General features: G+C 74.2%; 24 protein-coding genes. 14 read left to right on the top strand and 10 right to left on the bottom strand.

Annotation, left to right across the window (positions count from 1 at the left end; translation table 11 throughout):
* Positions 1-6: 6 nt before the first annotated feature.
* Positions 7-501 carry a MarR family transcriptional regulator gene (locus ABZW10_RS12650; protein WP_355363632.1) on the bottom strand — a complete coding sequence of 165 codons (495 nt, stop codon included), beginning with the start codon at positions 499-501 and terminating at the stop codon, positions 7-9.
* Between the two features lie 209 nt (positions 502-710).
* Positions 711-1,511 carry an acetoacetate decarboxylase family protein gene (locus ABZW10_RS12655; protein WP_355363319.1) on the bottom strand — a complete coding sequence of 267 codons (801 nt, stop codon included), beginning with the start codon at positions 1,509-1,511 and terminating at the stop codon, positions 711-713.
* Positions 1,512-1,903: 392 nt separating this feature from the next.
* Between ABZW10_RS12655 and ABZW10_RS12660 the strand changes: the two genes are divergently transcribed.
* A complete protein-coding gene (locus ABZW10_RS12660; protein WP_355363634.1) occupies positions 1,904-3,166 on the top strand; it encodes a glutamine synthetase family protein in 1,263 nt (420 codons plus the stop codon).
* 129 nt (positions 3,167-3,295) lie between these two features.
* Here the strand turns inward: ABZW10_RS12660 and hpaD are convergent, their stop codons facing one another.
* Genes hpaD through ABZW10_RS12680 form a run of 4 tightly spaced genes read right to left on the bottom strand, consistent with a single transcriptional unit; the run spans position 3,296 to position 8,351 of the window.
* Positions 3,296-4,351 (bottom strand): 3,4-dihydroxyphenylacetate 2,3-dioxygenase, encoded by a 1,056-nt coding sequence (gene hpaD / locus ABZW10_RS12665; protein WP_355363321.1) that lies wholly within the window; start codon positions 4,349-4,351, stop codon positions 3,296-3,298.
* An 8-nt stretch (positions 4,352-4,359) separates the two neighbouring features.
* Positions 4,360-5,904, bottom strand: a complete 1,545-nt coding sequence (hpaE, locus tag ABZW10_RS12670) for a 5-carboxymethyl-2-hydroxymuconate semialdehyde dehydrogenase (protein ID WP_355363323.1) — start codon at positions 5,902-5,904, stop codon at positions 4,360-4,362.
* 44 nt (positions 5,905-5,948) lie between these two features.
* Entirely contained in the window at positions 5,949-6,869 is a 921-nt protein-coding gene (gene dapA, locus ABZW10_RS12675; protein WP_355363325.1) for a 4-hydroxy-tetrahydrodipicolinate synthase, read from the bottom strand.
* Positions 6,870-6,911: 42 nt separating this feature from the next.
* A complete protein-coding gene (locus ABZW10_RS12680; RefSeq protein WP_355363327.1) occupies positions 6,912-8,351 on the bottom strand; it encodes a fumarylacetoacetate hydrolase family protein in 1,440 nt (479 codons plus the stop codon).
* A 191-nt stretch (positions 8,352-8,542) separates the two neighbouring features.
* Between ABZW10_RS12680 and ABZW10_RS12685 the strand changes: the two genes are divergently transcribed.
* Together ABZW10_RS12685 and ABZW10_RS12690 are read left to right on the top strand one after the other, a co-directional pair.
* Positions 8,543-9,298 carry an alpha/beta fold hydrolase gene (locus tag ABZW10_RS12685; RefSeq protein WP_355363329.1) on the top strand — a complete coding sequence of 252 codons (756 nt, stop codon included), beginning with the start codon at positions 8,543-8,545 and terminating at the stop codon, positions 9,296-9,298.
* 77 nt (positions 9,299-9,375) lie between these two features.
* Positions 9,376-10,050 carry a GntR family transcriptional regulator gene (locus ABZW10_RS12690; protein WP_355363331.1) on the top strand — a complete coding sequence of 225 codons (675 nt, stop codon included), beginning with the start codon at positions 9,376-9,378 and terminating at the stop codon, positions 10,048-10,050.
* A gap of 66 nt (positions 10,051-10,116) precedes the next feature.
* Here ABZW10_RS12690 and ABZW10_RS12695 read toward each other — a convergent pair whose 3' ends face one another.
* Positions 10,117-10,881, bottom strand: a complete 765-nt coding sequence (locus tag ABZW10_RS12695; protein ID WP_355363333.1) for an SDR family NAD(P)-dependent oxidoreductase — start codon at positions 10,879-10,881, stop codon at positions 10,117-10,119.
* Positions 10,878-11,879, bottom strand: a complete 1,002-nt coding sequence (locus tag ABZW10_RS12700; protein ID WP_355363335.1) for a methyltransferase — start codon at positions 11,877-11,879, stop codon at positions 10,878-10,880. Before ABZW10_RS12700 ends, ABZW10_RS12695 begins: the two co-directional genes overlap by 4 nt.
* Positions 11,880-11,974: 95 nt before the next feature.
* Here ABZW10_RS12700 and ABZW10_RS12705 point away from each other — a divergent pair, with 95 nt between their 5' ends.
* A complete protein-coding gene (locus ABZW10_RS12705) occupies positions 11,975-12,991 on the top strand; it encodes an aldo/keto reductase (protein WP_355363337.1) in 1,017 nt (338 codons plus the stop codon).
* Positions 12,992-13,038: 47 nt separating this feature from the next.
* On the opposite strand, the gene ABZW10_RS12710 is transcribed toward ABZW10_RS12705, so the two are convergent.
* Positions 13,039-14,388 carry an amidohydrolase family protein gene (locus ABZW10_RS12710; protein ID WP_355363636.1) on the bottom strand — a complete coding sequence of 450 codons (1,350 nt, stop codon included), beginning with the start codon at positions 14,386-14,388 and terminating at the stop codon, positions 13,039-13,041.
* Positions 14,389-14,571: 183 nt separating this feature from the next.
* Here ABZW10_RS12710 and ABZW10_RS12715 point away from each other — a divergent pair, with 183 nt between their 5' ends.
* The 10 genes from ABZW10_RS12715 to ABZW10_RS12760 all read left to right on the top strand — a co-directional run bounded on the left by ABZW10_RS12715 (position 14,572) and on the right by ABZW10_RS12760 (position 25,382).
* The gene (locus ABZW10_RS12715; protein WP_355363339.1) at positions 14,572-15,519 is read left to right on the top strand and encodes an alpha/beta hydrolase; all 948 of its coding nucleotides are present in this window, start codon (positions 14,572-14,574) and stop codon (positions 15,517-15,519) included.
* The gene (locus ABZW10_RS12720) at positions 15,516-16,283 is read left to right on the top strand and encodes an ABC transporter ATP-binding protein (protein WP_355363341.1); all 768 of its coding nucleotides are present in this window, start codon (positions 15,516-15,518) and stop codon (positions 16,281-16,283) included. The genes ABZW10_RS12715 and ABZW10_RS12720 overlap by 4 nt, the downstream gene beginning before the upstream one ends.
* A complete protein-coding gene (locus ABZW10_RS12725) occupies positions 16,280-18,034 on the top strand; it encodes an ATP-binding cassette domain-containing protein (RefSeq protein WP_355363343.1) in 1,755 nt (584 codons plus the stop codon). Before ABZW10_RS12720 ends, ABZW10_RS12725 begins: the two co-directional genes overlap by 4 nt.
* Positions 18,035-18,143: 109 nt before the next feature.
* Entirely contained in the window at positions 18,144-19,307 is a 1,164-nt protein-coding gene (locus tag ABZW10_RS12730) for an ABC transporter substrate-binding protein (protein WP_355363345.1), read from the top strand.
* Positions 19,308-19,350: 43 nt separating this feature from the next.
* Positions 19,351-20,223 carry a branched-chain amino acid ABC transporter permease gene (locus tag ABZW10_RS12735; protein WP_355363347.1) on the top strand — a complete coding sequence of 291 codons (873 nt, stop codon included), beginning with the start codon at positions 19,351-19,353 and terminating at the stop codon, positions 20,221-20,223.
* A gap of 56 nt (positions 20,224-20,279) precedes the next feature.
* Positions 20,280-21,389, top strand: coding sequence for a zinc-binding dehydrogenase (locus tag ABZW10_RS12740; protein ID WP_355363349.1), 1,110 nt, complete (start codon positions 20,280-20,282; stop codon positions 21,387-21,389).
* A gap of 169 nt (positions 21,390-21,558) precedes the next feature.
* The gene (locus tag ABZW10_RS12745; protein ID WP_355363351.1) at positions 21,559-22,515 is read left to right on the top strand and encodes an aldo/keto reductase; all 957 of its coding nucleotides are present in this window, start codon (positions 21,559-21,561) and stop codon (positions 22,513-22,515) included.
* A gap of 26 nt (positions 22,516-22,541) precedes the next feature.
* On the top strand, positions 22,542-24,284 hold the full coding sequence (locus ABZW10_RS12750; protein WP_355363353.1) for an amidohydrolase: 1,743 nt from the start codon (positions 22,542-22,544) through the stop codon (positions 24,282-24,284).
* A gap of 129 nt (positions 24,285-24,413) precedes the next feature.
* Positions 24,414-24,803, top strand: coding sequence for a hypothetical protein (locus ABZW10_RS12755; protein ID WP_355363355.1), 390 nt, complete (start codon positions 24,414-24,416; stop codon positions 24,801-24,803).
* 201 nt (positions 24,804-25,004) lie between these two features.
* Entirely contained in the window at positions 25,005-25,382 is a 378-nt protein-coding gene (locus ABZW10_RS12760; protein WP_355363357.1) for a nuclear transport factor 2 family protein, read from the top strand.
* 274 nt (positions 25,383-25,656) lie between these two features.
* Here ABZW10_RS12760 and ABZW10_RS12765 read toward each other — a convergent pair whose 3' ends face one another.
* Complete coding sequence (locus ABZW10_RS12765; protein ID WP_355363359.1) at positions 25,657-26,253, bottom strand: TIGR03086 family metal-binding protein; 597 nt, start codon at positions 26,251-26,253, stop codon at positions 25,657-25,659.
* Positions 26,254-26,336 lie beyond the last annotated feature (83 nt).

Consider the following 26,336-nt stretch of genomic DNA (forward strand, 5'->3'; position numbering starts at 1 on the left):
GGAGCGTCAGGCGTCGCGCCGGCGGCGCCCGCCGGGGCGCGGCGGCGGGGGAGCGTCGGCGGTCAGCTCGGCGCGGCGGGCCTCGCCGTCCTGCTCCAGGGTGCCGACGACCCGCCGCAGCAGGCCGGCCAGCTGCTCGCACTCCTCGTCGGAGAGCGCGCCGGCCACGAAGGCCTCCTCCTGGTTGAAGCGCGGGAACAGCCCGGCCATCAGCTCCTCGCCGGCCGGGGTGAGCCGCAGCAGCACCATCCGGCCGTCCGAGGGGTGGCCGACCCGCTCGACCAGTCCGCGCGATTCGAGGGTCCGGGCGACGCCGGTGAGCGTGCCCTTGGAGATGCCCGCCTCCTCGGCGACGTAGCGGGTCTCCATCTCGCCCCAGATCCAGACCACCCAGAGCACCACGAAGGACGTCCAGGTCAGCTGGGCGCCGCGCAGGACGGAGTTCTCCAGGTGCTGGCGGACGGCCGCCGCCGCGCGGTGGATGTTGCCGACAGCGGCCATCTGCGCGCGCAGCAGCGGTACCTGCCCCAGCTTGGCCTGGACGGCGAGCTCGGTCTCCTCGATGGTGCGGTTGGTCACCGGTGGTCCCCTCCCCGCGGCCGGACCGCGGTCGTGTCGTGGGGCCGAATCTAGCGCGCCGGGTACTCCATTTGCACCCGTACGATTCCTCGACGCCTGCGTGCGGGCCCACGCCGGGCCCGCACGGGGGCTCAGCCGCCGGTGGGTGACGCCAGCACCCGCCCGCCGTTCCAGACCACCCCGACCTGCCGGTAGTAGGCGGCGATCGGCTCCTCGATCCGCAGCGCGGCCAGCTCCTCGGTGGGCGCCTCGAACAGCTCCAGCTCGGCCGTGCCGCGCCAGGCCGGCCCGGCCTCGAAGGCGGCGGCGCCGCTCTCCACCAGCTCGTCCAGGGCGAGCATGCCCGGCCGGTCGATGGCGGGCAGCTGCCGGTGGTGGGCCATCGGGTGCCCGTTGACGAAGCCGTTGGTCGCGGACTCCTCCCGCAGCGTCACCACCGCCTGGGCGAGCCGGCGGTCGGCCGCCGCCAGGGTGGCGCCGAACCGGGCGCCGGGGGCGAGCCGGGGCGCCGGGCCGTAGGGGTGCGGGCGGGTCTGGTGGATCGAGCCGAGCTTCTTCGGGTAGCCCTGGTGCAGGCCGCGGGCGATGGCGAAGTCCTTGTCCACCCAGATGTAGACGCAGCGCGAGTAGGTGCGGCCCCGGTAGGAGCAGCGCACCACGGCGAAGCACTCCTTGTACTGGGCGCGGACCGGGTCCAGCAGCTCGGCGCCGTCGGCGGCGCAGGACTGCCAGTCGGCCCAGATCAGCGCGACGGCGCCGGGGTCCTCCTCGGCGGGTTCCAGCGGGGCGGGCAGCAGTTCGGCGACCCGGGCGGGGTCGGTGCGGTACTCGACCGTCAGCAGGTCGCCCGAGTAGTGCCAGGGCGGGGCGGGGACGAGCGAGGAGCGGCCGGTGGCCGTCCTGGGGTGAAAGAAGCCGTGCACGGTGGCCACGGCACCTCCTGGATCGCGGGGGCCGGGGAGAGCGGCGGGCGGCGGTTCGGAGCGGCGCCGCACGGTCTCTCGTTTGGGGCCATACGATATGCCCTGGCGGGCGGACTGTCACCCCGTCCGGCCGGATCGCGCGGATCGGCCCGGGGGGCTTGTCCGGCGATGCCGGTCGGGCCTACTGTTTGATCCCAAACGAGAGTCCCGGGCCGGAGCTGACCGTTCGCCCGCCCGGACCACGGTGAACTCCCCACCCCCACGCCCGCCTCACGAGGAGGCCCGTTGTGACCGACCAGGTCGCCACCCCCGAAGCCCCCGCCGCACAGGACCCCGAGGCGGTCGCCGCCGCGCTGAGGGCCCGCGGCATCGACGTCGTCCGGGTCGGCTACCCGGACCTCATGGGCACCGACCGGGGCCGCGACGTCCTGGTCGACGCCCTGCCCGCCGCCGTCCGCCACGGCCTCACCTTCTGCCGCGCGATCTACCACACCGGACCGCTCGGCGAGGTGGTCCCGGTCGAGGGCGGCCTCGACGCCGGCCTGCCCGACATCACCGTCCACCCCGACCTCGCCACACTCGTCGAACTCCCCTGGGAGCCCGGCGTCGCCTGGTGCCTGGGCCGCACCACCGACCCGAGCACCGGCCGCCCGTGCCCCGAGTCCCCCCGCGAGGTCCTGCACGCCGTCACCGAGCGCCTCGCCGGACTCGGCCTGACGGCCGTCGTCGGACCGGAGCTGGAGTACTTCCTCTGCGAGCCCGACCCGGCCGCGCCCAGCGGCTGGCGCCCGTACGCGGGCGCGCCCGGCAACGTCTACGTGGCCGGCCGGCGCGGCGACCCGGACGGCCACCTGCTGCGCACCCTGCGCCTGCTCGCCGCGCTCGGCATCGGCACCACCATGGGCAACCACGAGTTCTCCGGCGGCCAGTTCGAGATCAACCTCACCCACTCCGAGGCCCTCGACGCCGCCGACCGGGCCTTCCGCTTCAAGGCCGCGGTCAAGGAGATCGCCCGCACCGAGGGCCGGCTGGCCACCTTCATGGCCAAGCCGTTCAACGCCGAGGGAGGCTCCGGCTTCCACCTGCACGTCTCCTGCCTGGACGGCGAGGGGCGCAACGTCTTCGCCGACGCCGACGCGCCCGACGGCCTGTCCGCCACCGCCCGGCACGCCATCGGCGGCGTCCTGCGGCACGCCCCGGCGCTGGCCGCGCTGCTCAACCCCACGGTCAACTCCTACAAGCGGTTCGGGCCGGACACCCTTGCCCCCTGGCTGATCGACTGGGGCCTGGACAACCGCAGCGCGATGGTGCGCATCCCCCCGGAGCGCGGCGACGCGACCCGCCTGGAGGTGCGTCTCGGCGACGCCGGCGCCAACCCCTACCTGGCCGTGGCCGGTCTGGCCGCCGCCCTCGCGCTCGGCGTCGAGGAGGCGGTGGAGCCGCCCGCGCCGCTGGAGGGCTACGGCTACGACGCCGCCAAGGCGCCGGTGCTGCCCGGCTCGCTGGGCGCGGCGCTGGACGCGCTGGAGGCGGACACGGCGCTCTGCGAGGCGCTGGGCAAGGGCTTCACCTCGGCCTTCCTCGCCTTCAAGCGCGCCGAGCTGGAGCGCTTCGCCCGCCACGTCACCGACTGGGAGTTCCGCGAGTACGGCTACCACCTCTGAGCACCCGCCCGCCGGTCCCGCCGCCCGATCCCGGGCGGCGGGGCCTTCCCGTTGCCCGGGACCGGGGACGACGGCGCCGCCCCGGGCCGGCGGGCCCGGGGCGGCGGTGGAACGGGTGCGGACGGAGGATCAGTGCTCGGCGGCCTGTGCCGGGATGATGCCGAGGCCGTCCGCGCCGACCTGCACGGCCGACTCGTCCAGCGCTCCGGAGACCACCGGCTGCGGCCGGCCGTCGAGGTCCAGCACCGGCGTGGCCTCCTTGTACCAGGACTCGATCACGGCGTTGCCCCAGAAGTCCCGCCGCCGGTCGTCGTGCACGTTCCAGCGATAGGTCTCGTGGTCCGGGTCACCGGTGTAGTAGTCGGAGGTGTAGATCTCCACCCGGTGCCCGTCCGGGTCGCGAAGGTAGAGGTAGAAGGCGTTGGACACGCCGTGCCGCCCCGGACCGCGCTCGATGTGGTGCTCGGCCCGCAGCGAACCGAAGATGTCGGCGGTGCGCAGCACCTGGTGCGCCTCGGGGGCGAACACCCCGACGTGGTGCATCCGCGGGCCGGCGCCGCTGGTGAACGCCACGTCGTGCACGGTCTGCTTGCGGAACATCCAGGCCGCGTACAGCTCGTGCTCGTCGCCCTCGATGGTCTCCGAGCAGCCGAAGCCCAGCGCGCGGTAGTGCTCGTAGGCGGCCGGGATGTCCGGCACCACGATGTTGAAGTGGTCCATCCGCGCCACCTCGGCGCCGCGCCGCAGGTCGTAGCGCTGGATGAGGCGCTCGGCCCGGTCGATCGCGTGGAAGAACTCGACCGGGAAGCCGAGCGGGTCCACCACCCGCACCGCGTCGCCGACGCCGCGCGTGCCGGTGCCGGCCGGCACCCGGCGCACCGGGCAGCCGAGCGCGGTGAAGTACTCCTCGGCGCGGTCCACGTCCTCGGGCGTGCGCACCCGGTAGGCGATGTGGTCCAGCGCGGGCGCCTCGCCCACCCGCAGCACCAGGCTGTGGTGGGTCAGCTCGTCGGTGCCGCGCAGGTACAGCGCGCGCTCGTCCTCGTACTGGACGTGGAAGCCCAGCATGTCGACCCAGAACCAGCGGGCCCGGGGCAGGTCGGTGACGACCAGCTGGGCGTAGGCGGACCGTACGACGTCCGGCGGGGTGGGCATCGGCGTGACCTCCATCTGCGTGACTCCCATGGGCGGGTTCAGTGCTGCTCGTCGGCGCCGAAGCGCGGTGTGTGGACGTCCCCGAGCATCACGTGGACGATCTTGGACTCGGTGTAGAAGTCGATGCTGTGCGCACCGCCCTCGCGGCCGAGGCCGCTGGCCTTCACCCCGCCGAACGGCGTGCGCAGGTCGCGGACGTTGTGCGAGTTGATCCAGACCATGCCGGACTCCACCGCGTGGGCGACCCGGTGACCCCGCTTGAGGTCGGACGTCCACACGTATGCGGCCAGACCGTATGCGGTGGCATTGGCCAGGTCAATGGCCTCCTGCTCGTCGTCGAACGGCGCGACCGCCACCACCGGGCCGAAGATCTCCTCCTGGAAGATCCGGGCGTCGCGCGGAACGTCAGCGAAGACGGTCGGCTGGAGGTAGTTGCCCTCCGGCAGGTGCGCGGGACGGTCGCCGCCGGCCACCAGACGCGCCTCGGACTTCCCGGCCTCGACGTAGTCCAGCACCCGGCGGTAGTGCACGGGGTGGACGAGGGCACCGACCTCGGTCGCCGGGTCACCCGGCACGCCGACCCGGACCCGCTCGGCGCGCTCGGCCAGCCGGCGGGTGAACTCCTCGTACAGCGGGCGCTCGACCAGCACCCGGGAGCCGGCCGTGCAGCGCTCGCCGTTGAGCGAGAACACGCCGAAGACGACCGAGTCCAGGGCCGCCTCCACGTCGGCGTCCGCAAAGACCACCACCGGGGACTTGCCGCCCAGCTCCATGGAGACCGTCTTCAGCCGGTCCGCCGAGCAGCGCACGATGTGCCGCCCGGTGGCGGTGGAGCCGGTGAAGGAGAGGATCGGCACGTCCGGGTGGTCCACCAGCGCCTGCCCGGCCTCGGTGCCCAGGCCGTGCACGATGTTGACCACACCGGCCGGCAGGCCCGCCTCGGCCAGGATGGCCGGCCACAGGCTCGCCGACAGCGGCGTCCACTCGGCGGGCTTGAGCACCAGGGTGCAGCCGGAGGCGATGGCCGGCGCCAGCTTCCAGCTCTCCAGCATGAACGGGGTGTTCCACGGGGTGATCAGCCCGGCCACGCCGACGGGGGTGCGCACCACGTAGTTGAGCTGCTGGGTGCCGACCCGGAACGCCTCCTCGCCGAGGGCCACGATCACGTCGGCGAAGTAGCGGAAGTTCTCGGCGGCGCGCCGGGCCTGGCCGCGGGCCTGGGTGATCGGCAGCCCGGTGTCGAAGGACTCGAACGCGGCCAGCTCCTCCTCGCGGGCCTCGACCGCGTCGGCGATCCGGTTGAGCACGGTGGCCCGCTCCCGGTTGCCCAGCGCCGACCAGGCCGGGAAGGCGGCCCGGGCGGCGGCCACCGCGCGGTCGACATCGGCCGCGCCGCCCGCCGCGAGGGTGGCGTAGGCGGTGTTGGAGACCGGGTCGGCGACGTCGAGCACCCGGCCGTCGGCGGACGGCACCAGGGCGCCGCCGATCCAGTGCGTGATCTCGCCGGGCAGCCCGGCGGGCCGGGCCGGGGCACCGGCCGGGTCGGCGGCGCCCTGCGGGGCGGCCTCGGTGGTGGTGGTCATCTCGTCTCCTGCTCTCGTGGTGGGCGGGGCCGTGGAGCCCGCGGTCACAGCTGCTGGGTGAGGTCGCCGCCGGCGGCGAGCAGCGCGCGGATCCGCTCCAGGCCGGCGTCGGTCGGCGCGGTGAGCGGCGGTCGGACGTGGCCGGAGGCGATCCGGCCCTGCTGGGCCAGCACCCACTTGGCGGGGGCCGGGTTGGTCTCCACGAACAGCAGGTCGACCAGCGGGTGGAGCCGGTAGTGCAGTTCACGGGCGCCGGCGTGGTCGCCCTGCTCCCACAGCTCGTACATCCGGGCCACGGCGGCGGGCGCCAGATTGGCGACGGCGCTGATGAATCCGGCCCCGCCGAGGGCCATCAGCGGCAGGCAGAGCAGCTCGATGCCGGACCAGACGAGCAGCTCGGGGCCGCAGGCGTGGATCACCCGGGAGAAGTGCTCGAAGTCCTTGGTGGTCTCCTTGACGCCGACGATGTTGTCGAAGTCGGTGAACAGCCGGCGCACCGTCTCCGGCGCGATGTCCACGGCGGTGCGCGAGGGCACGTTGTAGACGACCAGCGGCAGGTCGGGGAACTCCCGGGCCACCGTGGCGTACCACTGGTAGAGCGCCTCCTGGGTGGGCCGGGCGTAGTAGGGGGTGATCACCAGGGCGGCGTCGGCGCCGAGTTCGGCCGCGGCGGCGGTGAGTTCGAGGGTCTCGTCGAGCTTGGCGGAGCCGGTGCCGGGCAGGAACGGCACCCGGTCGGCGATCTCCTCGGCGGCGGTGCGCATCGCGGCGATCCGCTCGGCGACGCTCTGCGCGCTCGGCTCGCCGGTGGAGCCGCCCAGCGAGATGCCGTGCGAGCCGGAGTCGAGCTGCCAGCGCACCAGGGCGCGCAGCGAATCGTGGTCGACGGCGCCGCCGTCGGTGAAGGGGGTGACCACGGGGGCGAGGGAGCCGCGGATCACGGACGGGTCGCTTCGGAACTTCATCGGGTCTCCGTGGGGGGAGTGGGGGAGAGGGGGGAGGAAGGGTCAGTCGCCCTGGCGCTCGCGCTCGTAGCGGGCGCGCCAGTGCGCGTTCATCGGGTAGAGGCCGTCGATGCCGGCGCCGCCGTCCACCTGCCGCAGCACGAAGCGCTCCTCGTCCTCCTGGGCGGCGGCGTCCCGGGCGACCTCGGCGGCCAGCGCGGGCGGGATCACCACGACGCCCTCGGCGTCGCCGACCAGCACGTCGCCGGGCATCACCAGCACCCCGCCGCAGTCCACCGGCACCTGGGAGTCCATCGGGACGTGCCGGCGGCCGAGCACGGCGGCGTGCGGCCCGGCGTAGTAGGAGGGCAGGTCGAGGCCGGCGAAGGAGGGGCTGTCGCGCAGGCCGCCGTCGGTGACCACGCCGGCGGCGCCGCGGCGCAGCGCGCGCAGCGCCAGGATGTCGCCGAGGGTGCCGGAGCCGTGCTCGCCGCGCGCGCCGATCACCAGCACCTCGCCGGGCAGCAACTCCTCGACGGTGCGCTTCTGGGCGTTCATCCCGCCGCCGATCTCGGCGAAGACGTCCTCGCGCAGCGGCAGGTAGCGCAGGGTGCGGGCGGTGCCGACCATCCGCAGGTCGGGGCGGGCCGGGCGGACGCCCTCGATGAAGTGGTGGTCGATGCCGCGCTTGCGCAGCTGGGCGGAGAGGGTGGCGGTGGAGACGGTGCGCAGCAGGGCGGCGGTCCGTTCGTCCAGCCCCGCGGGGGCGGGCGCGTCGGGCTCGGCGGCGGGCCCGGGCGGCGGCACGGAGCCGTAGGCGGCCCGCCGGGCGGTCTCGGTGACCCGGGGCAGCGCGCCGTACTCGATGACGCCGTCCTCCTCGGCCACCACCTCGCTGCGCAGCCGGCCGCTGTCCTCCAGCTCGACCTCGACCAGGTCGCCGGGCTGCACCACGGTGGAACCGGCCGGGGTGCCGATCAGCAGCACGTCGCCCGGCTCCAGGGTGGTCGAGCGGGACAGGTCGGCGATCAACAGGTCGACGGGGAAGAGGAGTTCCTCGGTGGAGGCGTCCTGGACGAGCCGGCCGTTGACCCAGCTGCGCAGCCGCAGCCGGGTGGGGTCGACGCCGGTCAGCAGCGCCGGGCCGACGGGGGTGTAGCCGTCGCGGCCCTTGGCCCGCAGATTGGCGCCGAGGTCGGCGTGCTTGAGGTCGTAGACGCCGAAGTCGTTGGCGGCGGCGTAGCCGGCCACGTGCTCCAGGGCCTGTTCGCGGGTGACCCGGTGCGCCCGCTGGCCGATGACCACCGCGATCTCGCCCTCGAAGGCGAGCAGTTCGCACCCGGCCGGGCGGACGACCGGCCGTCCGCTCCAGGAGAGCGAGGAGGGGGGCTTCAGGAAGTAGGAGGGGACGTCGGGGGTCCGCCCGCGCTCGGCCGCGCGGCTGCGGTAGTTGAGGTGCACCGCGATGATCTTTCCCGGCGACAGTCCGAGGGGGTGTGCCACATTGCCCTCCTAGAATCGTATACGGCATCATGCACGATAGCGGACGTGATCGACGCTGACCATGGTTGATCGGATGTGAATTCGCACATGATCCGTGGGCGCGACCGGCCCGGCCGAAGCGATGGCAGGGTGGGTGGGCGTGCAGTACTATCAAAAATCGTATGCGAAAACAGGGGAGAGGTGCAGTGCTCATGAACCGGAGCGACGACCTGGCGGTGCGGATCATCACGCCGGAGGAGGGCGACACGGGCGGCCCCGGAGGCGAGCCGCCCGTCGTCCTGCTGCACGGCTTCGCCTCCGACGGGGAGGCCGACTGGATCGCGCCGGGCACCGCCGCCGCGATCGCCGCCACCGGCCGCACCGTGCTGGTGCCGGACCTGCCCGGCCACGGCGCCTCGCCGGACCCGGCCGACGCCGCCGAGGCCGGCGCGGACGCCCTGACCGCCCGGCTGCTGGCGGCCCTGGACGCCGCCGGGGTGGGAGCGTTCGATCTCGTCGGCTACTCCCTCGGAGCCCGGCTGGCCTGGGAGTTCCCGCTCGCCGCGCCCGCACGGGTGGGCCGGGTGGTGCTCGGCGGGCTCAGCCCCTTCGAGCCGTTCGCCGGCGTGGACGTCGAGGCGCTGCACCGGGCCGTCGCCGACGGCGGCGAGCCGGCCGACCCCTTCACCGGCATGATCGCCGGCCTGGTCCGCTCCCGCGGCGAACGCGCCGCCGCCCTCGCCCGCTGCGTCGAGGGCCTGCGCAACACCCCCTTCACGCCCGGGCGTTGGGCCGGAAGGACCGCCCCGGTGGTGGTCGTCGGCGCGGACGATGTGATGACGCGGGGCATCGAGAGTATCGTTGCTCCCCTTGACGGGGCGGAGCTGGTGACCGTTCCCGGCGACCACCTGGGGGCCCTGGCCGGTGCGGAGTTCCGCGGCGTCGTGCTGAAGGCCCTCGCCCGGTGACCGCCGGGGGCGCGCGGACCGCCCGGCGGTCCGCCACGGGGGCGAAGGCCGTGCTGAGGAAGGATGAGGGAACGGCGTTGGGTTCCGCGAAGGACCGAACCAGCGGTGGCGGGTCGAAGGCCGAGCAGAGCTACGAGTTGCTCCGCTCGCGCATCCTCGACGGCACGTACGGCCCGGGCTACCGCCTGGTGATGAACCAGCTCGCGCAGGAGACCGGGGTCAGCACCATCCCGCTGCGCGAGGCGCTGCGCCGGCTGCAGTCGGACGGCCTGGTCGAGGTGGTGCGCAACATCGGCGCCCGGGTGGCGGTCTTCGAGGCCGTCCAGGTCGAGCACTCGCTGCAGATCCTGGCCCGGCTGGAGGGGTACGCGACGGCCGTCTGCGCACCGCTGCTGACGCCGGACCAGATCGCCGCCTCACGGGAGATCAACGCCCGGATGGTGGCCGCGCTGGACGAGTTCGACCCGGCCGCGTTCACCGCGCTCAACCGCACCTTCCACTTCTCGATCTACCAGCACTGCCCGGACGCGCACCTGCGCGCCCTGCTGGAGGAGGAGTGGGCCCGGCTGGACCACATGCGCCGCTCCACCTTCACCTATGTGCCGGGCCGGGCCCGGCGCTCGGTGGTGGAGCACGAGCAGATCCTCGACCTGATCGAGCGGGGCGCCGACGCGGCCGAGATCGAGCGGGTGGCCTGCGCCCACAAGGCGGCCACCGCCGACGCGCTGCACCAGGCCAAGCCGTCCGGCTGAGCCCTTCCGTACGGCCCGAAGGGCGGGAGTCCGCGAGGACTCCCGCCCCTTCCGGGTTCCCGGAGGTCAGACCAGCAGCTGGCCGCCGTCCACCTGCACCACCGCGCCGGTGATGTGCCGGGCCTGCGCCGAGGCGAGGAACAGCACCAGCGGCGTCAGGTCGCCGGTCTCGGCGATCCGGCCGAGCGGGATCCGCGCCTCCCAGGCGCCGCGCGCCGCCGCGTCGTCCATCAGCGGCGCCGTCATCGGCGTGTGCACCGGCCCGGGGGCCACCCCGTTGACCCGGATGCCGTGCCCGGCCAGCTCCAGGGCGGCGGTGCGGGTGAGCGCGTCCACCGCGGCCTTGGTGGCCTCGTAGTGGCCGAGCCCCGGGGTGGGCTGGCGGGCGCCGATCGAGCTGATGTTGACGATCGCCCCGCCCCGGCCGCTGTCCACCATCTGCCGGCCGACGACCTGGGTGACCGTGAAGGTGCCGCGCAGGTTCACCGAGACGACCAGGTCGAAGACCTCGGCCGGCAGGTCGATCAGCGCACCGCCGCCGCCCGCCAGGCCCGCGTTGTTCACCAGTACCTCGACGGGGCCGAACCGCTCGGTGGCCTCGGCCAGCGCCGCGCTCACGCTCGCCCGGTCGGTGACGTCCATGGTGACGGCCAGTGCGGCGGCGCCGATCTCCCCGGCCACGGCGTCGGCCGCCGCCCGGTTGAGGTCGGCGACCACCACCCGGTCCCCGGCCGCCGCGAAGGCCTCGGCGACCGCCCGGCCGATGCCGCTGGCCGCCCCGGTGACCAGGACGACCCGGCCCCCGGTGCCCGTGCTCTCCTCGGTGCTCATCGGGCCTCCGCGATGATGATGCGCGGGCTGCCGGGCAGCGCGCGGGTCTCGACGGGCTCCCAGCCGGCCTCGCGCAGCCAGCCGCGGACCTCGTCCTCCGGGTAGACGGTGGTGCCGTCGATCACCAGGTACTCGCCGGCGTGCAGGGCGTCGATGGCGCGCTGCTGGTCGTCGGAGTCCAGGAAGAAGTCCAGCAGGACCAGCCTGGCCCCCTCGGCCGCCGCCGCGCGGGCCCGGCGGACGATGGCGAGGTTCTGTTCGGCGTCGAAGCGGTGCGCCACGTGCTCCAGCAGCACCAGGTCGAAGCCGCCGGGGACGTCCCCGGCGACCGCGTCGCCCTCGACGATGTCCACCCGGTCGGCGACCCCGGCCGCCGCCAGCACGTCGCGGGCGTGGCCGACCAGCTCGCCGGCCGAGAAGAAGGTGCCCTTGAGGCCGGGGGCGGCGGTGAGCGCCTCGGCCAGGAAGGAGCCGGACAGGCCGCCGAGGTCCAGCACCCGCTCGTGGGCGGTGAAGTCGTAGTGCTCGGCCAGCTGGCGGGCGTGCAGCGCGTTGTAGGTCATCACGCCGCCGAGGAAGGTGGTCATCCGCTCGCCGCCGAAGTCGAGCTGCTGGGGCTCGGCGGTGCGGCTGGTGTCGCCGAAGCCCAGCCAGTGGCCGTAGCTGATCTCGTCGAGGAAGGTGAGGAACGGCCGCAGGTCGATCTGGCCCTCGGCGCCGGTGAGGTACGTGGCGGTGCCGGCCGAGTTGGCGTAGCGTCCGTCGGTGCGCTCCAGCAGGCCGAGGCCGGCCATCGCGTCGGCCAGGATGCGGCTGGTGCGCTCGGGCAGGCCGGTGCGCTCGGCGATCTGCGGCACGTCCAGCGGGCCGTCGGCCAGGGCGGCGAACAGGTTCGCGTCGGCGGCGGCGAAGAGCTGCTTGGCGGCCATGTAGCCGACGGCCACCTCGACGATCGGGGCCGGGTCCGCGGAACGGGGGGATTCCGGGCGAAGGGACATCGCGTCCTCCTTGACGGTCAAAGAATATGCCGGATGCTATACGATCGCCTTCCCGGCGGCCAGAGCCGGACCACTCGGATCCTCAGGAGGTTGGCGTGGAGTTCTCGGAAACCGTGTCCCCGGACAGCGGCCCGCAGGCGGTGCCCCGGCGCAGGCTCGGCGCGGACGGCCCCGAGGTGCCGGTGTTCGGCCTCGGCTCGTGGAACACCTGGGACCGGATGACCACCGACGAGGCGGCCGACCTGGTCGCCCGCGCCGTCGCGCGCGGGGTGAACCTGTTCGACGTCGCCCACTACAACTTCGGCCCGCACGCGGAGAACGCGGTCACCGACATCCTCTTCGGCGAGGCCGTGCGCAACGCGGGCCTGTCCCGCGCGGACTACCTGCTCTGCGGCAAGCTGTGGCTCTGGGACTACCCGAAGGCCTCCTTCGCCGAGCAGTTGGAGGTTTCGCTGGCCCGGGTCGGCACCGACCGCGCCGACTTCGTGGTGGTCGGCGACTACCTCGGCGCGCTGGACGTCCCGGCGGTGGTCACCGACGTCGCCGAGCAGGTGCGGGCCGGGCGGTTCACCGCCTGGGGCGTCAACAACTGGTCGGCGGACGACCTGGCCGAGGCCTTCCGGTTCGCGCGGGCCGAGGGGCTGGTCGCGCCGTCCTTCGCCCAGCTCAAGTACAGCCTGGCCCGCCGCTCGGTGCCCGAGGGCGAGCCCTACGGGCGGCTGTTCGACGAGGCCGGACTCGGCCTCCAGGCCTCGGACGTCTTCGAGGGCGGCATCCTGGCCGGCAAGCTGCACCCGCAGCGCAAGATCGGGGCCGACCCGGGCGGCATCCGCGAGCGGATCCGGGAGTCCTACCCGGAGGTGCAACGCATCGCCGAGGGCTTCGACGCCACGCCCGCGCAGCTCGCCCTCGCCTTCACCCTCACCCACCGGGCCGCCGCGAGCGTGCTGTTCGGCGCCAGCAGCCCGGAGCAGTTCGAGGCCAACCTCGGCGCGCTGGAGCTGCTGGAGCGCCACGGGGAGGAGCTGCGCGCCGCGGTCGCCGGCCTCTGGCTGGACCGCGACGTCGTCCACCCCGGGGCCTCCTGGGGCACCGACGCGCCGACGGGCTGAGCGCGGACCGGCCCGGGCCTCCCGCGCGGGAGGCCCGGGCCGCCGGGTCAGAGCTCGTGCACCACCCGGCCGGCCAGCACGGTCATCGCCACCGGCACCTCGGGCAGCGCGGCCGGGGCGAGCTCCCTCAGGTCCGCGTCCAGCAGGCACAGGTCGGCCGCCATCCCGGCCTCCAGGGTGCCCTTCCAGTGCTCGGCGCCGTCCTGCCGGGCCGGGGCCGCGGTGTACGCGTACAGCGCCTCCGCCAGGGCGATCCGCTGGTCGCGGCCGGTGGCCTCCACCGCCCGGGTGGCGGCCGCGGCCGCGCCGGCCTGCCAGTCCGGGGCGAGCACCGGCGCGTCCGAGCTGAGGCAGAGCGGCACGCCCGCGGCCAGCGCGTCGCGCACCGGCCAGGCGTGCGCCAGCGCGTCCGCGCCGAGCGCCCCGGCGAGCATCGGGGCGGTCGCGGCGGCGATGCCCGGCTGGGTGTTCAGACCCACCCCGGCGGCGGCCATCGCGGCGAGCGTCGCCGGGTGCAGCACGTCGCCGTGGATGAGGTAGTGCCGCCCGTCCCGGCCGTCCGCCGCGCGGGCCTCGGCGAAGGCCTCGGTGACCACCCGGGTGGTGCGGCTGCCGGTGGCGTGCACGCCGACCTGGTGGCCGGCCGCGTGCGCGGCCCGGATCATCGCGCGCAGGTTCGCCTCCCGCTCGCCCGCGTCCGCGCCGTCCACCAGCAGCGCGCCGTGGCCGCCGTCGGCGTACGGCTCCTCGCTCCAGGCGCTGCCCATCGGCGGGATGCCGTCGGCGAAGATCTTCACCCCGGCCACCCGGAACCAGCCGGGCACCTCGGCGGGCGCGGCGAACCCGGTCAGTCCGCGGTGCAGGTCGGCGGCGCTGCTCGCGCCGTCCAGCAGGCCGAACAGCAGCAGCGCGGTGACCCGCGCCCCCAGTCGACCCTCGGCGGCCAGCTCGGCGTACTCGGCCAGCACGGCGGAGGAGAAGCAGCCGGTCGGCCCGCCGTCCTCACCCGGTCCGAGGCCGGGCTCGGTGTAGCTGGTGATGCCGAGGGAGGAGAGCAGCTCGCCGGTGCGCAGGATCGCCCGGCGCCGCTCGGCGGAGGTGGCGAGCGCGGCCAGCGCCGGCCCCTCGCCCGCGTGGTCGTGTCCGTGCCCGTGGTCGCCGAAGCCGCCGTCCGGTGCCGCCGCCAGCTGCGCCATCAGCGTGTCCGGCCACATCGTGCCCAGCCACGCGCCGTGCAGGTGCGAGTCGTTGATCCCGGGCAGCAGGGAGCGCCCGCGCAGCTCCACCACCCTGGTGCCGGGCCCGATCAGCGGGGCCACCTCGGCGTCGGTGCCGACCCGGACGACGGTGCCCCCGCGCACCGCCAGCGCCTCGGCGACCGTGCGGGCGCCGTCCATCGTGTGCACGCGGCCACCCTGCATGACCAGGTCAGCTGTGGTGATTCCGGCCTGGAATCCGTTGCGCATCATCTTGCTCCCAGCTCTGGACACCGTGGATTGTGACTGCTTAACGTACATGGAATCAGATACGATTTTCGAGTGCCGAACCCCCAGCGGCACCCGGGCAATCGGAGGTAAACGATGCCCCTGCACCCCGAGGCACAGCTGATCATCGACCGGGCCGGTGCGGCGGAGCAGCCCGCCCAGCCCGTCGAACTCGATGCAGCGACCATGCGCGAGCAGTTCCGCACCACCTGGATCATGCCGGAGACCCTGCCGGCCGTCGGTTCGGTGACCGACACCACCGTCCCCGGCCCGGCCGGCGACATCCCCGTACGGATCTACACCCCCGAGGGCGAGGGCCCCTTCCCCGCCTTCATCTGGCTGCACGGCGGCGGCTGGACCATCGGCTGCCTCGACGAGAACGAGTACTCCTGCCGGGCCGTGTGCGCCGCGGCCGGCGCCGTGGTCGTCTCCGTCGACTACCGGCTCGCCCCCGAGCACCGCTACCCGGCCGCCGCCGACGACTGCTACGCCGTGCTCGGCTGGCTGCACGAGAACGCCGCCACGATCGGCGTCGACCCCGAGCGCCTTGCCATCGGCGGCGAGAGCGCCGGCGGCAACCTCGCCGCCGTCACCAGCCTGCGCGCCCGCGACCAGGCCGGACCCCGGATATCCCTCCAGGTCCTGGTCTCCCCGGTGGTCGCCCACCCCGACGAGGGCCGGATCTCCTACCACGACTACTCCGAGGGCTACTTCCTGTCCAAGGACAGCATGGACTGGTTCTTCACCCAGTACCCGCGCGACGAGACCGACCTCGCCGACCCCTACCTGCTCCCGCTGCGCGCCCGCGACCTGTCCGGACTGCCCCGCGCGCTCGTCCTGGAGGCCGAGTACGACGTGCTGCGCGACGAGGGCGAGGAGTACGCCCGGGCGCTCGCCGCCGCCGGCGTCGAAACCTCGCTGGTGCAGTTCGACGGCCTCATCCACGGCTTCTTCGGCCTGCTCGCCACCGACCTCACCGACGCCCCCCGGGCCCACGCCCTGGTCGCCGACGCCATCCGGGCCGCCTGCGGAGCCGAGCGATGACACCCGCGCTCGCCCTGCGCGACGTCCACATCAGCCGCGCCGAGGCCCCCGTCGTGCACGGGGTCAGCCTGGACGTCGCCCCCGCCTCGGTCACCGTCCTGCTCGGGGCCAACGGCGCCGGCAAGACCACCCTGATGGACGGCATCGCCGGCCTGGTGCGCTGCACCTCCGGCACCGTCACCCTCGACGGCACGCCCCTGGACAAGCTGTCCACCTACCGCCGCGCCACCGCCGGCCTCGCCTACGTCGAACAGGCCCGCAGCGTCTTCCGCACCCTGACGGTCGAGCAGAACCTGCTGGTCGCCCAGCGGGACGGCGCCGACCTCGACACCGCCTACCGGCTCTTCCCCGAGCTGGACAAGCGCCGCGGCCTGCAGGCCGGCCACCTCTCCGGTGGCGAGCAGCAGATGCTCGTCCTCGGCCGCGCCCTGGTCTCCCGGCCGAAGACGGTCCTGATCGACGAGATGTCCTCCGGCCTCGCGCCGGTGGTCGTCCACCGGCTGATGAAGGCCGTCGCCGACCTGGTCGACCTCGGCATCGCGGTGCTCCTCATCGAGCAGTTCGCCCACCTCGCGCTGGAGATCGGCGAGCGGGCCTACGTGCTCAGCAAGGGCCGGCTCGCCTACGACGGCCCCTGCGCCGAACTGCGCGGCGACGCCGACCGGCTGCACGACTTCTACTTCGGCGCGACCCCGCAGCCCGTCGGCGCGGCGGTCGCGGACCACGGCCCGGGCAGCGGCCCGGCGGAGAGCGGGGGAGCATGAGCCTCACCGAAAGACTCGCCGGCGACCGGCGGGCGCTGCTCACCGGCCTCGGCGCCGCCGTCGCCGCCTGCGTCCTGGTCCCGACCCTGCTCCCGGCCTACTGGGTCTACCTGGCGATCACCGCCGTGGTCAGCGCCGTGATCATGCAGAGCTACGGCGTGATCGTCGGCCGGGTCGGCGTGATGTCGCTGTGCCAGATGTCCTTCGCCTCGATCGGCGCCTGGGTGGTGCTGCGGCTCAACGTCGCCGACGCCCCCGGCGGCTTCCTGGTCTGGCTGGTGCTCGGCGGCCTGGCCGCCGTCCCGGTCGGCGTCGCGATCGGCCTGCCCGCGCTGCGCATCCGGGGCGTCAACCTGGCCGTGGTCACCTTCGGCTTCGCGGTCTCCGCCGACATCGTGCTGAACGCCAACCAGATGCCGGGCATGGCCGAGCTCAGGACCCTGGAGCGGCCCGCCCTGTTCGAGGAGGACGGCGCCTACTTCGTCCTGGTCGTCATCGTCTTCACGCTGATCGCGCTGGGCCTCGCCCTGCTCAACCGCACCCGGCTCGGGATGTCCTGGACCGAACTGCGGCACTCCGAGCGGGCCGCCGCCGCGCACGGCGTCTCGGTCGCCCGCAGCAAGCTCGCCGCGTTCGCGATCAGCGCCTTCGTCGCGGGCGTCGGCGGCGGCCTGATGGCCGGCCAACTGGGCCTGGTCGTCCCCGGCAACTTCGCCATGATGCAGTCGCTCGCACTGTTCGCGGTCGCCATCATGATCGGCCCGCACAACCCCGAGGGCGCCGTGATGGGCGGCATCTTCGGCGCGGTGATGGCGACGATCCTGGAGAAGCTGGACCTGCCGCAGGACCTCGGCGGCATGCTGTTCGGCGTCGGCGCCGTCTTCGCGCTGCGCAGCGGCGTCAGCCAGACCGACTTCACCCGCTCCCGCAAGCGCGAGCGCGCCGCCCGTGCCTTCCTGAAGGAGCACGAGGCGACCGCCGCCGACCGCCCGGCCGTGCCCGAACCGCCCGTCGCCCCCGCCACCGTCGCCACCGGCGAGCCGGCCCTCACCGTCAGCGGACTGACCGTCCGCTACGGCCCGGTGACCGCGCTCGACGGCGTCGACCTCACCGTCCCCCGGGGCGCCGTGGTCGGCCTGATCGGCCCCAACGGCGCCGGCAAGTCCACCTTCATCGCCGCCGTCACCGGCTTCGTCGGCGGCTACCAGGGCAGCGTGGCGCTCGCCGGCACGCCGCTCGACAGGCTCAGCCCCAGCGCCCGCGCCACCCGCGGCCTGCGCCGCACCTTCCAGACCACCACCATCGCCCCGGAGCTCACCCAGTACGAGTACCTCACGATCGGCGCCGGCCGCAGCCTGTCCACCGAGGAGGCCGACGAACTGCTCGACTTCTTCGGCTGCCCGCCCGGCCGCCTGCCGGTCTCCCTGGTCGACGCCGGCGCCCGCCGCCTGCTGGACGTCGCCGCCGCCGTCGCCGCCCGCCCCGCCGTCGCGCTGCTCGACGAGCCCGCCGCCGGCCAGTCCGCCGCCGAATCGCTCGCCCTCGGCCGCCGGCTCGCCCAGGTGCCCGCCCGCTACGGCGTCTCCGTCCTGCTCGTCGAGCACGACATGGACCTCGTCCAGGCCGCCTGCTCCGAGGTCACCGTCCTGGACTTCGGCCACGTCATCGCCGGCGGCCCGACCGGCGAGGTGCTCGCCGACCCCACCGTGATGGCCGCTTACCTCGGCACCGCGGACGTCCCGGTCGGCTGACCGGCCCCGCACGGCGCCGCCTCCCGCACACCCCCCACACCCACCCTCGCGCGGGACCGCGTTGTACCCCCTGTTCCGGCGCGCCCCCACTGAACGGAATGAGTGCACCATGACGCACGCCCGGCCGCTCGCCGCCCTCGCCGCCGCCACCGCACTGGCCCTCGGCGCCACCGCCTGCGACGGCTCCGGCTCCGGTTCGGAGTCCGGCCCGATCAAGGTCGGCTCGATCAACGGCATCACCGGACTCTTCCAGACCCCCGAGGTCCCCCAGGCCGTCAAGGCCGTCTTCGACGAGGTCAACGCCGCCGGCGGCATCAACGGCCGCAAGCTGGAACTCGTCAGCATGGACGACGCGATGAACCCGCAGCGCGCCACCGAGGCCGCCGTCGACCTGGTCAAGTCCAAGAAGGTGGTCGCCCTGGTCGGCTCCTCCAGCGCCGTCGACTGCGGCCTCAACCGCGCGGCCTACAGCAAGGAGAAGATCGTCTCCATCCCGGCCGTCGGCGTCGACCCGGCCTGCTTCACCAGCCCCAACATCGCCCCGGTCAACCCCGGCCCGTTCAACCTGCTCACCGCCAACCTCTACTACGCCTCCGAGGTGCTCAAGCACGACAAGGTCTGCCTCGACTACACCGTGCTGCCCGGCAGCGGCGGCGGCATCGAGGACGCGATCAAGAAGTGGACCGAGCTGACCGGCAAGCAGCTCGCCCACAAGGAACTCGCCATCGCCGAGGGCGACCCGACCAAGTACCTGGTCGCCGACAAGGGCGCCGGCTGCCAGGCCGTCCTCTACAACGGCATCGTCGGCCCCTACTTCGCGCAGGCGAAGACCCAGGGCATGGACGACGTCGACTTCATCGTCGGCGCCAACACCTACACCGACGCCAACGCCCAGGCCATCCCGGCCGGCCTCAAGGTCTACGCCGGCACCGAGTGGCAGCCCTACACCGACACCACCCTGCCCGGCAACGAGCGCTGGTCCCAGCTGGTCGACAAGAACAAGATCCAGAAGACCGCCTTCAGCCAGGGCGGCGTGATGGCCGCCGACCTCTTCGTTCAGGTCCTCAAGGGCATCTCCGGGACGATCGACCGGGAGTCCGTCACCAAGGCCTTCAAGACCATGCAGCCGATCGAGTACCCGATGGTCGGCACCCCCTGGGTGTTCGGCGAGGGCGACAGCCACAACGCCGTCCAGGGCAGCCGCTTCGTCCAGGCCGTCGACGGCGCCTGGAAGGTCCTGCCCGAGGGCTTCGTCGTCCCCGGCAAGAAGTGACCCCGACCCCGCAGGACCCCTGCCGGACCCCAGGAGGCGTCCCATGCTCAACTCCACGCTCGCCGGCCTGACCGGTGGCGGCGTCTACGCCCTGCTCGGCCTGTGCGTCGTCCTGACCTACCGGCTCGTCGCCACCGTCAACTTCGCGATGGCCGCCGTTGGCGCGATCGGCGCCTTCGTCATGGTCAGCCTCACCGACGAGGGCGTGAGCCTCTGGCTGGCCCTGCCCGCCGGGGTGCTCGCCGGGGCGGCGCTGTCCGCCCTGCTCGGCACCGTACTGGTGCGCTGGTTCGCCGGCCACTCGCAGAACACCAAGGCGGCCGTCACCGTCGCCGTCTACGTCGCCGTGATGGCCGCCGGACTGCGACTGTTCGGCTCCACCACCACCGGCGCGCACACCTTCCCGAGCCCCTTCGAGAAGCCGGTGCTCACCCTCGGCGGGGTGGTGATCCCGCAGTCCGTGCTGGTCACCATCGCCTTCGCCGCGCTGATCACCGTCGGTGTCGGCCTGCTGCTCGGCCGCACCCGGCTCGGCCTGCGCCTGCAGGCGCTCTCCGAGCAGCCCGCCACCGCCGAGGTGGTCGGGATCCCGGTGGCGAAGCTCGCCGTCGCCGTGTGGGCCGCCATCGGCGCCGTCACCACGCTGGTCGTGGTGCTGGCCGCGCCGCGCCTGGGCGGGGACTTCTCCACCCTCGGCAAGCTCATCAACACCGCGCTGGCCGTCGCCATGCTCGGTGCCTTCCGCAGCCTGCCGCTGACCCTGCTCGGCGGCCTCGTCCTCGGCTGCCTGGAGGGCCTGTCCGCCTCCGTCGAGGCGATCCAGAAGTACCAGGGCGTGGTGCCCTTCCTGGTCATCGTGGTGCTGCTCTGGTGGCGCAGCCGCAACGAGGTCTGGGACACCGCCCACAGCAGATGACCGGACCGGGCACCCGCCCGGACCGTGGACCAGGGAACCGAAGGAGAACGAGGACCATGACGATTCCGACGAGCACCAGGGCGGCGGTGCTGCACGCCCACGGCGAGCCGCTGGTGATCGAGGAACTGCCGCTGCCCCGGCGGATCGAACCGGGCGCCGCCCTGGTGCGCGTCGACTGCGCCACGCTGTGCGCCACCGACGTCCACCTGTGGAGCGGGGCGATGTCGCTGCCCGGGATGCTGCCGCTGGTCCTCGGCCACGAGATGGCCGGCACCGTGGTCGCGGTGGGGGAGGGCACCGTGGACGCGCTCGGCCGCCCGGTCGCGGTGGGCCGCCGGATCGGCTGGTCCGAGTCCACCTGCGGGTACTGCTACGGCTGCACCGTGCTGCGCACCCCGGTGGCCTGCGAGGACCGCGGCTACGGCTTCCGCCAGCGCGCCGACCGCCACCCCTACGCCACCGCCGGGCTCGCCGAGTACAACTACGTCGTCCCGAACGCGCAGAAGTACCTGCTGCCCGACGAGGTCGAGTCGGCCTGGGCCGCCGCGGCCGGCTGCGCCGTCAAGACCGTGCTGCACGCCTTCGACCGGGCCGGCGGCACCCGCCCCGGCTCCTCGGTGGTGATCCAGGGCGCGGGCGCGCTCGGCATCGTCGCCACCGCCGTCGCCAAGGCGGGCGGCGCCGGTCCGGTGATCACCATCGGTGCGCCGGACAGCCGCCTGGAACTCGCCGCCGAGTTCGGCGCCGACCTGACGCTGGGTCTGGCCGACGGCCCCGAGGCCCGCCGCGAGGCGGTGCTCGCCGCCACCGGCGGGCGCGGCGCCGACCTGGTGATCGACCTCGCGGGCGCGCCCGGCGTCGGCGCCGAGGCGGTGGACCTGGCCGCCTGGGGCGGGCGGTTCGTGGTCGTCGGCACCACCGGCCCGGCCCTCCAGGAGCTGCCGCTGGGCACCGTCATGGGCAAGGAGCTGACCGTGCTCGGCTCGCTCAACGGCGACGTCGGCGACTACCACCGGGCCGTGGAGTTCCTGGCCGCCTTCCGCTCGCACTTCGACTGGGACGCGCTGTTCAGCGACCCGGTCGGGCTGAGCGGTGCGAGCGGTGCCATCGAGGCGATGGCCCGCCTGGAGCAGACCAAGGCCGTCGTGCACCCCTGGCTGCCCTGACCCCGGCCCGCTCCGCGCCGGCGGCCCTCCGCCGCCGGCGCCCCCGATCCGCCCGGCGCCCCGGGGCGTCCCCTCATGTCCCTGTGTCCCGCCCCGGGGCGCCGGGTGCCACCTTCGAGCACCCGACCGCCTGCTCCCTCCGTCATCCCCCGACCCCGTGAGGACCACCATGACCGTCGTCCCCCGCCGCCGGCTCGGCACCGCCGGACCCGAGGTGTCCGCGCTGTCCCTCGGCTCCTGGCACACCTACGACCGGATGGACTTCGGCGACGCCGTCGCCATGGTCCGCCACGCCGTGGACCTCGGCATCAACCTGTTCGACGTGGCCGTCTACGGCATCCCCGGCCACCCGCCGGTCTTCACCGACGTGCTGTTCTCCGCCATCGTGCGGGCCGGCGGCCTCGCCCGCGAGGACTACCTGCTCTCCGCCAAGCTCTGGCTGGAGCCCTACCCGCAGCTCTCGCTGCGCGACCAGCTGGCCAACGCCCTGTTCCGGGCCGGCGTCGAGCACGCCGACCTCGCCGTGCTCGGCGACATCCGCCGCGAGGACCTCGACCTGCGCGCGATCGCCGAGGAACTCGCCGAGCTGGAGAAGGAGGGTCTGATCGGCTGCTGGGGCGTCAACAACTGGTCCGCCACGGCGGTTCGCACCATCGGCGAGCACGCCCGCGCCGCCGGCTCGCCCGGCCCGCAGCTCGCCCAGCTCAAGTACAGCCCCTGCCGCCGCGCCATCCCCGACGGCGAGCCCTTCGCCGAGCTGTTCGCCGAGGGCCTCTCGCTCCAGGCCTCGGACATCCTGGAGGGCGGCATCCTGGCCGGGCGCACCAGCCCCGCACGCGAGATCGGCCGTGACCCGGGCGGCATCCGCGACCGGATCACCGAGGCCGCCGGCGGGCTGGCCGCCGTCGCCGCCGACCTCGGCGCGACCCCCGCGCAGCTGTGCGTCGCCTTCGCGCTCACCCACCCCGCCACCGCCACCGTGCTGTTCGGCGCCAGCCGGATGCAGCAGCTGACCGACAACGTCGGCGCCCTGGCCCTGCTGGAGCGGGTCGGCGCCGAGCGGGTGCGCGAACTGGTCGAGCCGTACTGGGCGGACCGCGGCGTGGTCTCCCCCGAGGGGCCCTGACACCCGTGAACCCTCCCGCCGACTCCATGCCCGCCGCGACGCGCCCCGCCGACTCCCGCCCCGCCGGCTCCCGCCCCGCCGACCTCGTGCTCGTCGACGGCGATGTGCTCACCGTCGACGCCGGCTTCCGCACGGCCCAGGCCCTGGCCGTGCGCGACGGCGTCATCACCGCCGTCGGCAGCACCGCCGCCGTGCTCGGCCACGCCGGGCCCGCCACCCGGGTGGTGGACCTGCGCGGCCGGACCGTCCTGCCCGGCATCAACGACTCGCACCTGCACGGCCACGCCTGGGGCCTCAACCGCCCGCCGCTCGCCCTCGACCTCAACTTCCCCGCCGTCCGCTCGATCGCGGACATCGTGGCGGCCGTCACCGCGGCGGCCCGCGCCGCCGCGCCGGGGGAGTGGATCGTCGGCCGCGGCTGGGACGTCGGCTACCTCGCCGAGTGCCGCGACGGCAGCCGGACCCTGCCCGACCGCGCCGACCTGGACGCCGCCGCCCCGGACAACCCGGTCTGCCTGACCGACTTCTCCGACCACATGGCCTGGGTCAACACGGCGGCCCTGCGCACGGCCGGCATCGGCCCCGCCACCCAGCCCCCGCCCGGCGGCACCATCGACGCCGACCCGGCCGGCCACCCCACCGGCATCCTCCGTGAGGCCGCCCAGCGCGCCGTCCACGCCCACATCCCGCGCGCCGACGGGCACCGCCGCCGCGCGGCCATCACCGGCGCGATCAGCGCCCTGCACGCCCTCGGCACCACCAGCTACACCGAACCCGGCCTCGGACCGGGCGGCGAGGGCATCATGGCCGGCGCGATGGGAACCGGCGCCCTGCACAGCTACCTCGACCTCGCCCGCGGCGGCGAACTGCACGCCCGGGTCAGCCTGTTGCTGCTGCCCTCCCCGATGGGCGGCGGCCTGCCGGACGTCCGGGCCGGGCTCGCCGAACTGGCCGCACTGCCGCTGGACGGCATCGACCCGCACCGGCTCGCCGTCCTCGGCGTCAAGCTCTTCGCCGACGGCGTGCCGCCCAACCGCACCGCCTGGATGCACGACGCCTACCAGGGCGGCGGCCACGGCGCGCTGTGCGTGCACGGAGCCGCGCCGGCGCTCCAGGCCGCCGAACTCACCGCGATGATCGCCGCCGTGCACAGCGCCGGCCACCAGATCGGCGTCCATGTCACCGGCGACCGGGCGATCGACACGGTGGCCGACGCCTTCGCCGCCGCCCAGCGCGCCCACCCCCGTTCCGACGCCCGGCACTACCTCATCCACGGCGACTTCGCGACCGAACGCAGCCTCGCCCTGCTCGCCCAGCACGGCTACGGCGTCAACATGAACCCGGCGATCAAATGGACGATCTCCGACCTGATGGACGAGGTCGTCGGCACCGAACGCTCCGGTCGGATGTGGCCGGTGCGCTCCGCCCTCACCGCCGGCGTGCGGCTCTGCGCCAGCTCCGACGCGCCGATCACCGAACCGGACTGGCGGCAGGGCGTCGCCTCCATGCTGCTGCGCGAGTCCAAGGCGACCGGCCGCACCAGCGGAGCGCAGGAGCGCGTCGGCCTCCCCGAGGCGGTGCGCGCCTACACCTCCGCCCCGGCCGTCCAGGACTTCGCCGAGCACTGGAAGGGCACCCTCGAACCCGGCAAGGTCGCCGACCTCTGCGTCCTCGGCGGACGCCTCGCCGACACCTCCCCGCACGACCTGCCCGACCTCCCGGTCGACCTCACCCTCTTCGACGGCCGGGCGGTGCACGGCACCCTGTGACCCCGTCGGCCACCTCGGCACGCGCCGAGGTGGCCGACGGGCGGCTGATGACAACCGGACCGACTTTTCCGGATTACCCGCGTGCAAGCGGACTTTGTGGGACATGATCGGCCTGTGCCGAGTAACAACGTGAGTCCGAAGACCGCGATCCTGCCCGCCTCGTGGACCACCTGGTGGTTCCGCCGCTGCGAGGTGCACCTGCGCGCGGTCACCGTCGAACTGTCGTGGTGGGGCCATGAGTTCCCGGACGGTCCGCCGGACGCCGAGGACGCGCTCATCCTGCTGCGCCGCACCGCCGCCGGCCTGAAGGCCGCCGCAGGGGCCGGTCCGCAGGGGCCGGAGACCGCCGAGCTGCTGCTCCGCGCCACCGTCCCCCTGGAGGCGGCCGAGGCCTTCACCCGAAGGCTCGAACCGCAGGTCCTCCCGCTGGTCTCCCACCACTTCGCCGCCGCCGCCCGCCACTTGGCGGCCGCCCGCGAACACCTCGCCGCGGCCGGCCCCGGTGCGGTGACCGCATAGGCCCGTCGGGCGGCGAACCGTCGGCGGAGCGTCCTGTCGTCCGGTGCCGGGCCTGGCTGCCGTGGCCCCTGTACCGGCTCCGGCCGTTCACCGGCGACGGGAGCAGTCCGGTGCGCACCGGGCCTCGTCGGATCGCTTGTGCTGCGACCGGAAGACGGCTTGTGGGACCGGAACACGCGCACCGGCTGGTATGACTGAGGCATGCAGGAAGAGACCGCACGCTCCGCGATCGACACGTTCATCTCCGCGTTCAACGCCTCGGACGACAGCTATGTGACCGCCCTGCTCCCGCAGGCCCTGACCTCGGACGTGGTCTTCTGGGGTCCGTTGGGCCGCAGCGAAGGAATCGCGGCGGTCGAGCGGTTCGTGCTGGACATCCGACGCCACCCGGCGGGGACCGGCACGATGGTGCGCTGCTCGGCGGTGGACATGCCCGACGAATGGGCCCGGTACCAGTGGGTCTTCACCACGCCTGACGGAGGCCCCCGCCTGGCGGGAACGGACGTCGTCCATCTGCGACGGAACCTCATCGACCAGATCATCGTCTTCGCGGGGGAGATCGAACCGTCCGCCTCCTGAGCCACCCCTCGGTCGCCGCCCGGCTCCCGGCTCGGCGACGGAGGGCCGTGACCGCAGCGCCTCCGCGTCGGCCACGACGCCCGCCCTGCCACCGGACCGGACCGGACGACGGCCGGCCCGCATGCACCTCGTCGAAGGCGCGCCGGGCTCCTTCGACGAGGTGCATGACGACGCACCGGGACCGGCATGATCCATCATCACTCGATCATCTCTGAAGACGATCTCCAGGGCGGGCCTTGTGGATCAGCCCGGGTCCGCGGCGTCAGGGCACGCCCTAGACGGCCCGCGGTGCCCACAGCGGGTCGCGGCCGGTGAAGGCGAGGAGCTTGGCGGCGCGGTCGGCGTCGGCGGGTACGTCGACGACGGCGCCGAACTTCCCGAAGGAGGTCCGGACGAACTCGACGATCTGGGCCGCCGGGGTCTCCAGGCGCTCCGCGAGGGACTCGCCGAGCGGGCGGTCCTGGCCGGTGGCGCGGGCGATGTCCCAGGCGTGGAGGGCGGCGTCCAGCGCCGCGACCGCCGTCGCGGCCTGGGCGGGCATCGGGCCCATCGGGGTCGGCACGGCCCCGGCCTCGCGGACCGACTCCCACGCCTTCATCGAACCCTCCAGCGCCGTCTCCAACTGCGCGACCGCGTCGCGGCCGTCGCCGTCCAGCGCGTCGGCCGGCGCGAACGGGTCGCCCGCCGGGGCGTCCCCGGTGATCTGCATGACGAGCGCCAGCTGGTCGAGCCTGGCGTGCTGGAAGACCTGACGCACCGTCCACTCGCTGCACGGCGTGGCGGCACCCCAGGCGTCCTCCGGAACGCCGCGCACCGCGGCCAGCAAGTAGTCGTGCGCCTCGGTCAGCAACTCGAACCCGTCCACGGACATCGGGCATTCCCCCCTGGAAACAGCGGCAACGGAACCGTTCACCCACACCATAGGCCCCGGCACCGACAGTTGACGGTGCAGGG

The sequence above is a fragment of the Kitasatospora sp. NPDC004723 genome (assembly GCF_040609255.1).
Taxonomy (GTDB): domain Bacteria; phylum Actinomycetota; class Actinomycetes; order Streptomycetales; family Streptomycetaceae; genus Kitasatospora.

Excerpts from the sequence above, each read along its gene's own strand:
- ABZW10_RS12650 (WP_355363632.1), bottom strand. The coding sequence starts at position 501 with ATGGCCGCTGTCGGCAACATCCACCGCGCGGCGGCGGCCGTCCGCCAG.
- ABZW10_RS12660 (WP_355363634.1), top strand. The coding sequence starts at position 1,904 with ATGGGCACCGACCGGGGCCGCGACGTCCTGGTCGACGCCCTGCCCGCC.
- hpaD (WP_355363321.1), bottom strand. The coding sequence starts at position 4,351 with ATGGGAGTCACGCAGATGGAGGTCACGCCGATGCCCACCCCGCCGGAC.
- hpaE (WP_355363323.1), bottom strand. The coding sequence starts at position 5,904 with ATGACCACCACCACCGAGGCCGCCCCGCAGGGCGCCGCCGACCCGGCC.
- dapA (WP_355363325.1), bottom strand. The coding sequence starts at position 6,869 with ATGAAGTTCCGAAGCGACCCGTCCGTGATCCGCGGCTCCCTCGCCCCC.
- ABZW10_RS12685 (WP_355363329.1), top strand. The coding sequence starts at position 8,543 with ATGAACCGGAGCGACGACCTGGCGGTGCGGATCATCACGCCGGAGGAG.
- ABZW10_RS12695 (WP_355363333.1), bottom strand. The coding sequence starts at position 10,881 with ATGAGCACCGAGGAGAGCACGGGCACCGGGGGCCGGGTCGTCCTGGTC.
- ABZW10_RS12700 (WP_355363335.1), bottom strand. The coding sequence starts at position 11,879 with ATGTCCCTTCGCCCGGAATCCCCCCGTTCCGCGGACCCGGCCCCGATC.
- ABZW10_RS12710 (WP_355363636.1), bottom strand. The coding sequence starts at position 14,388 with ATGGACGGCGCCCGCACGGTCGCCGAGGCGCTGGCGGTGCGCGGGGGC.
- ABZW10_RS12715 (WP_355363339.1), top strand. The coding sequence starts at position 14,572 with ATGCCCCTGCACCCCGAGGCACAGCTGATCATCGACCGGGCCGGTGCG.
- ABZW10_RS12720 (WP_355363341.1), top strand. The coding sequence starts at position 15,516 with ATGACACCCGCGCTCGCCCTGCGCGACGTCCACATCAGCCGCGCCGAG.
- ABZW10_RS12725 (WP_355363343.1), top strand. The coding sequence starts at position 16,280 with ATGAGCCTCACCGAAAGACTCGCCGGCGACCGGCGGGCGCTGCTCACC.
- ABZW10_RS12730 (WP_355363345.1), top strand. The coding sequence starts at position 18,144 with ATGACGCACGCCCGGCCGCTCGCCGCCCTCGCCGCCGCCACCGCACTG.
- ABZW10_RS12735 (WP_355363347.1), top strand. The coding sequence starts at position 19,351 with ATGCTCAACTCCACGCTCGCCGGCCTGACCGGTGGCGGCGTCTACGCC.
- ABZW10_RS12740 (WP_355363349.1), top strand. The coding sequence starts at position 20,280 with ATGACGATTCCGACGAGCACCAGGGCGGCGGTGCTGCACGCCCACGGC.
- ABZW10_RS12745 (WP_355363351.1), top strand. The coding sequence starts at position 21,559 with ATGACCGTCGTCCCCCGCCGCCGGCTCGGCACCGCCGGACCCGAGGTG.
- ABZW10_RS12750 (WP_355363353.1), top strand. The coding sequence starts at position 22,542 with ATGCCCGCCGCGACGCGCCCCGCCGACTCCCGCCCCGCCGGCTCCCGC.
- ABZW10_RS12760 (WP_355363357.1), top strand. The coding sequence starts at position 25,005 with ATGCAGGAAGAGACCGCACGCTCCGCGATCGACACGTTCATCTCCGCG.
- ABZW10_RS12765 (WP_355363359.1), bottom strand. The coding sequence starts at position 26,253 with ATGTCCGTGGACGGGTTCGAGTTGCTGACCGAGGCGCACGACTACTTG.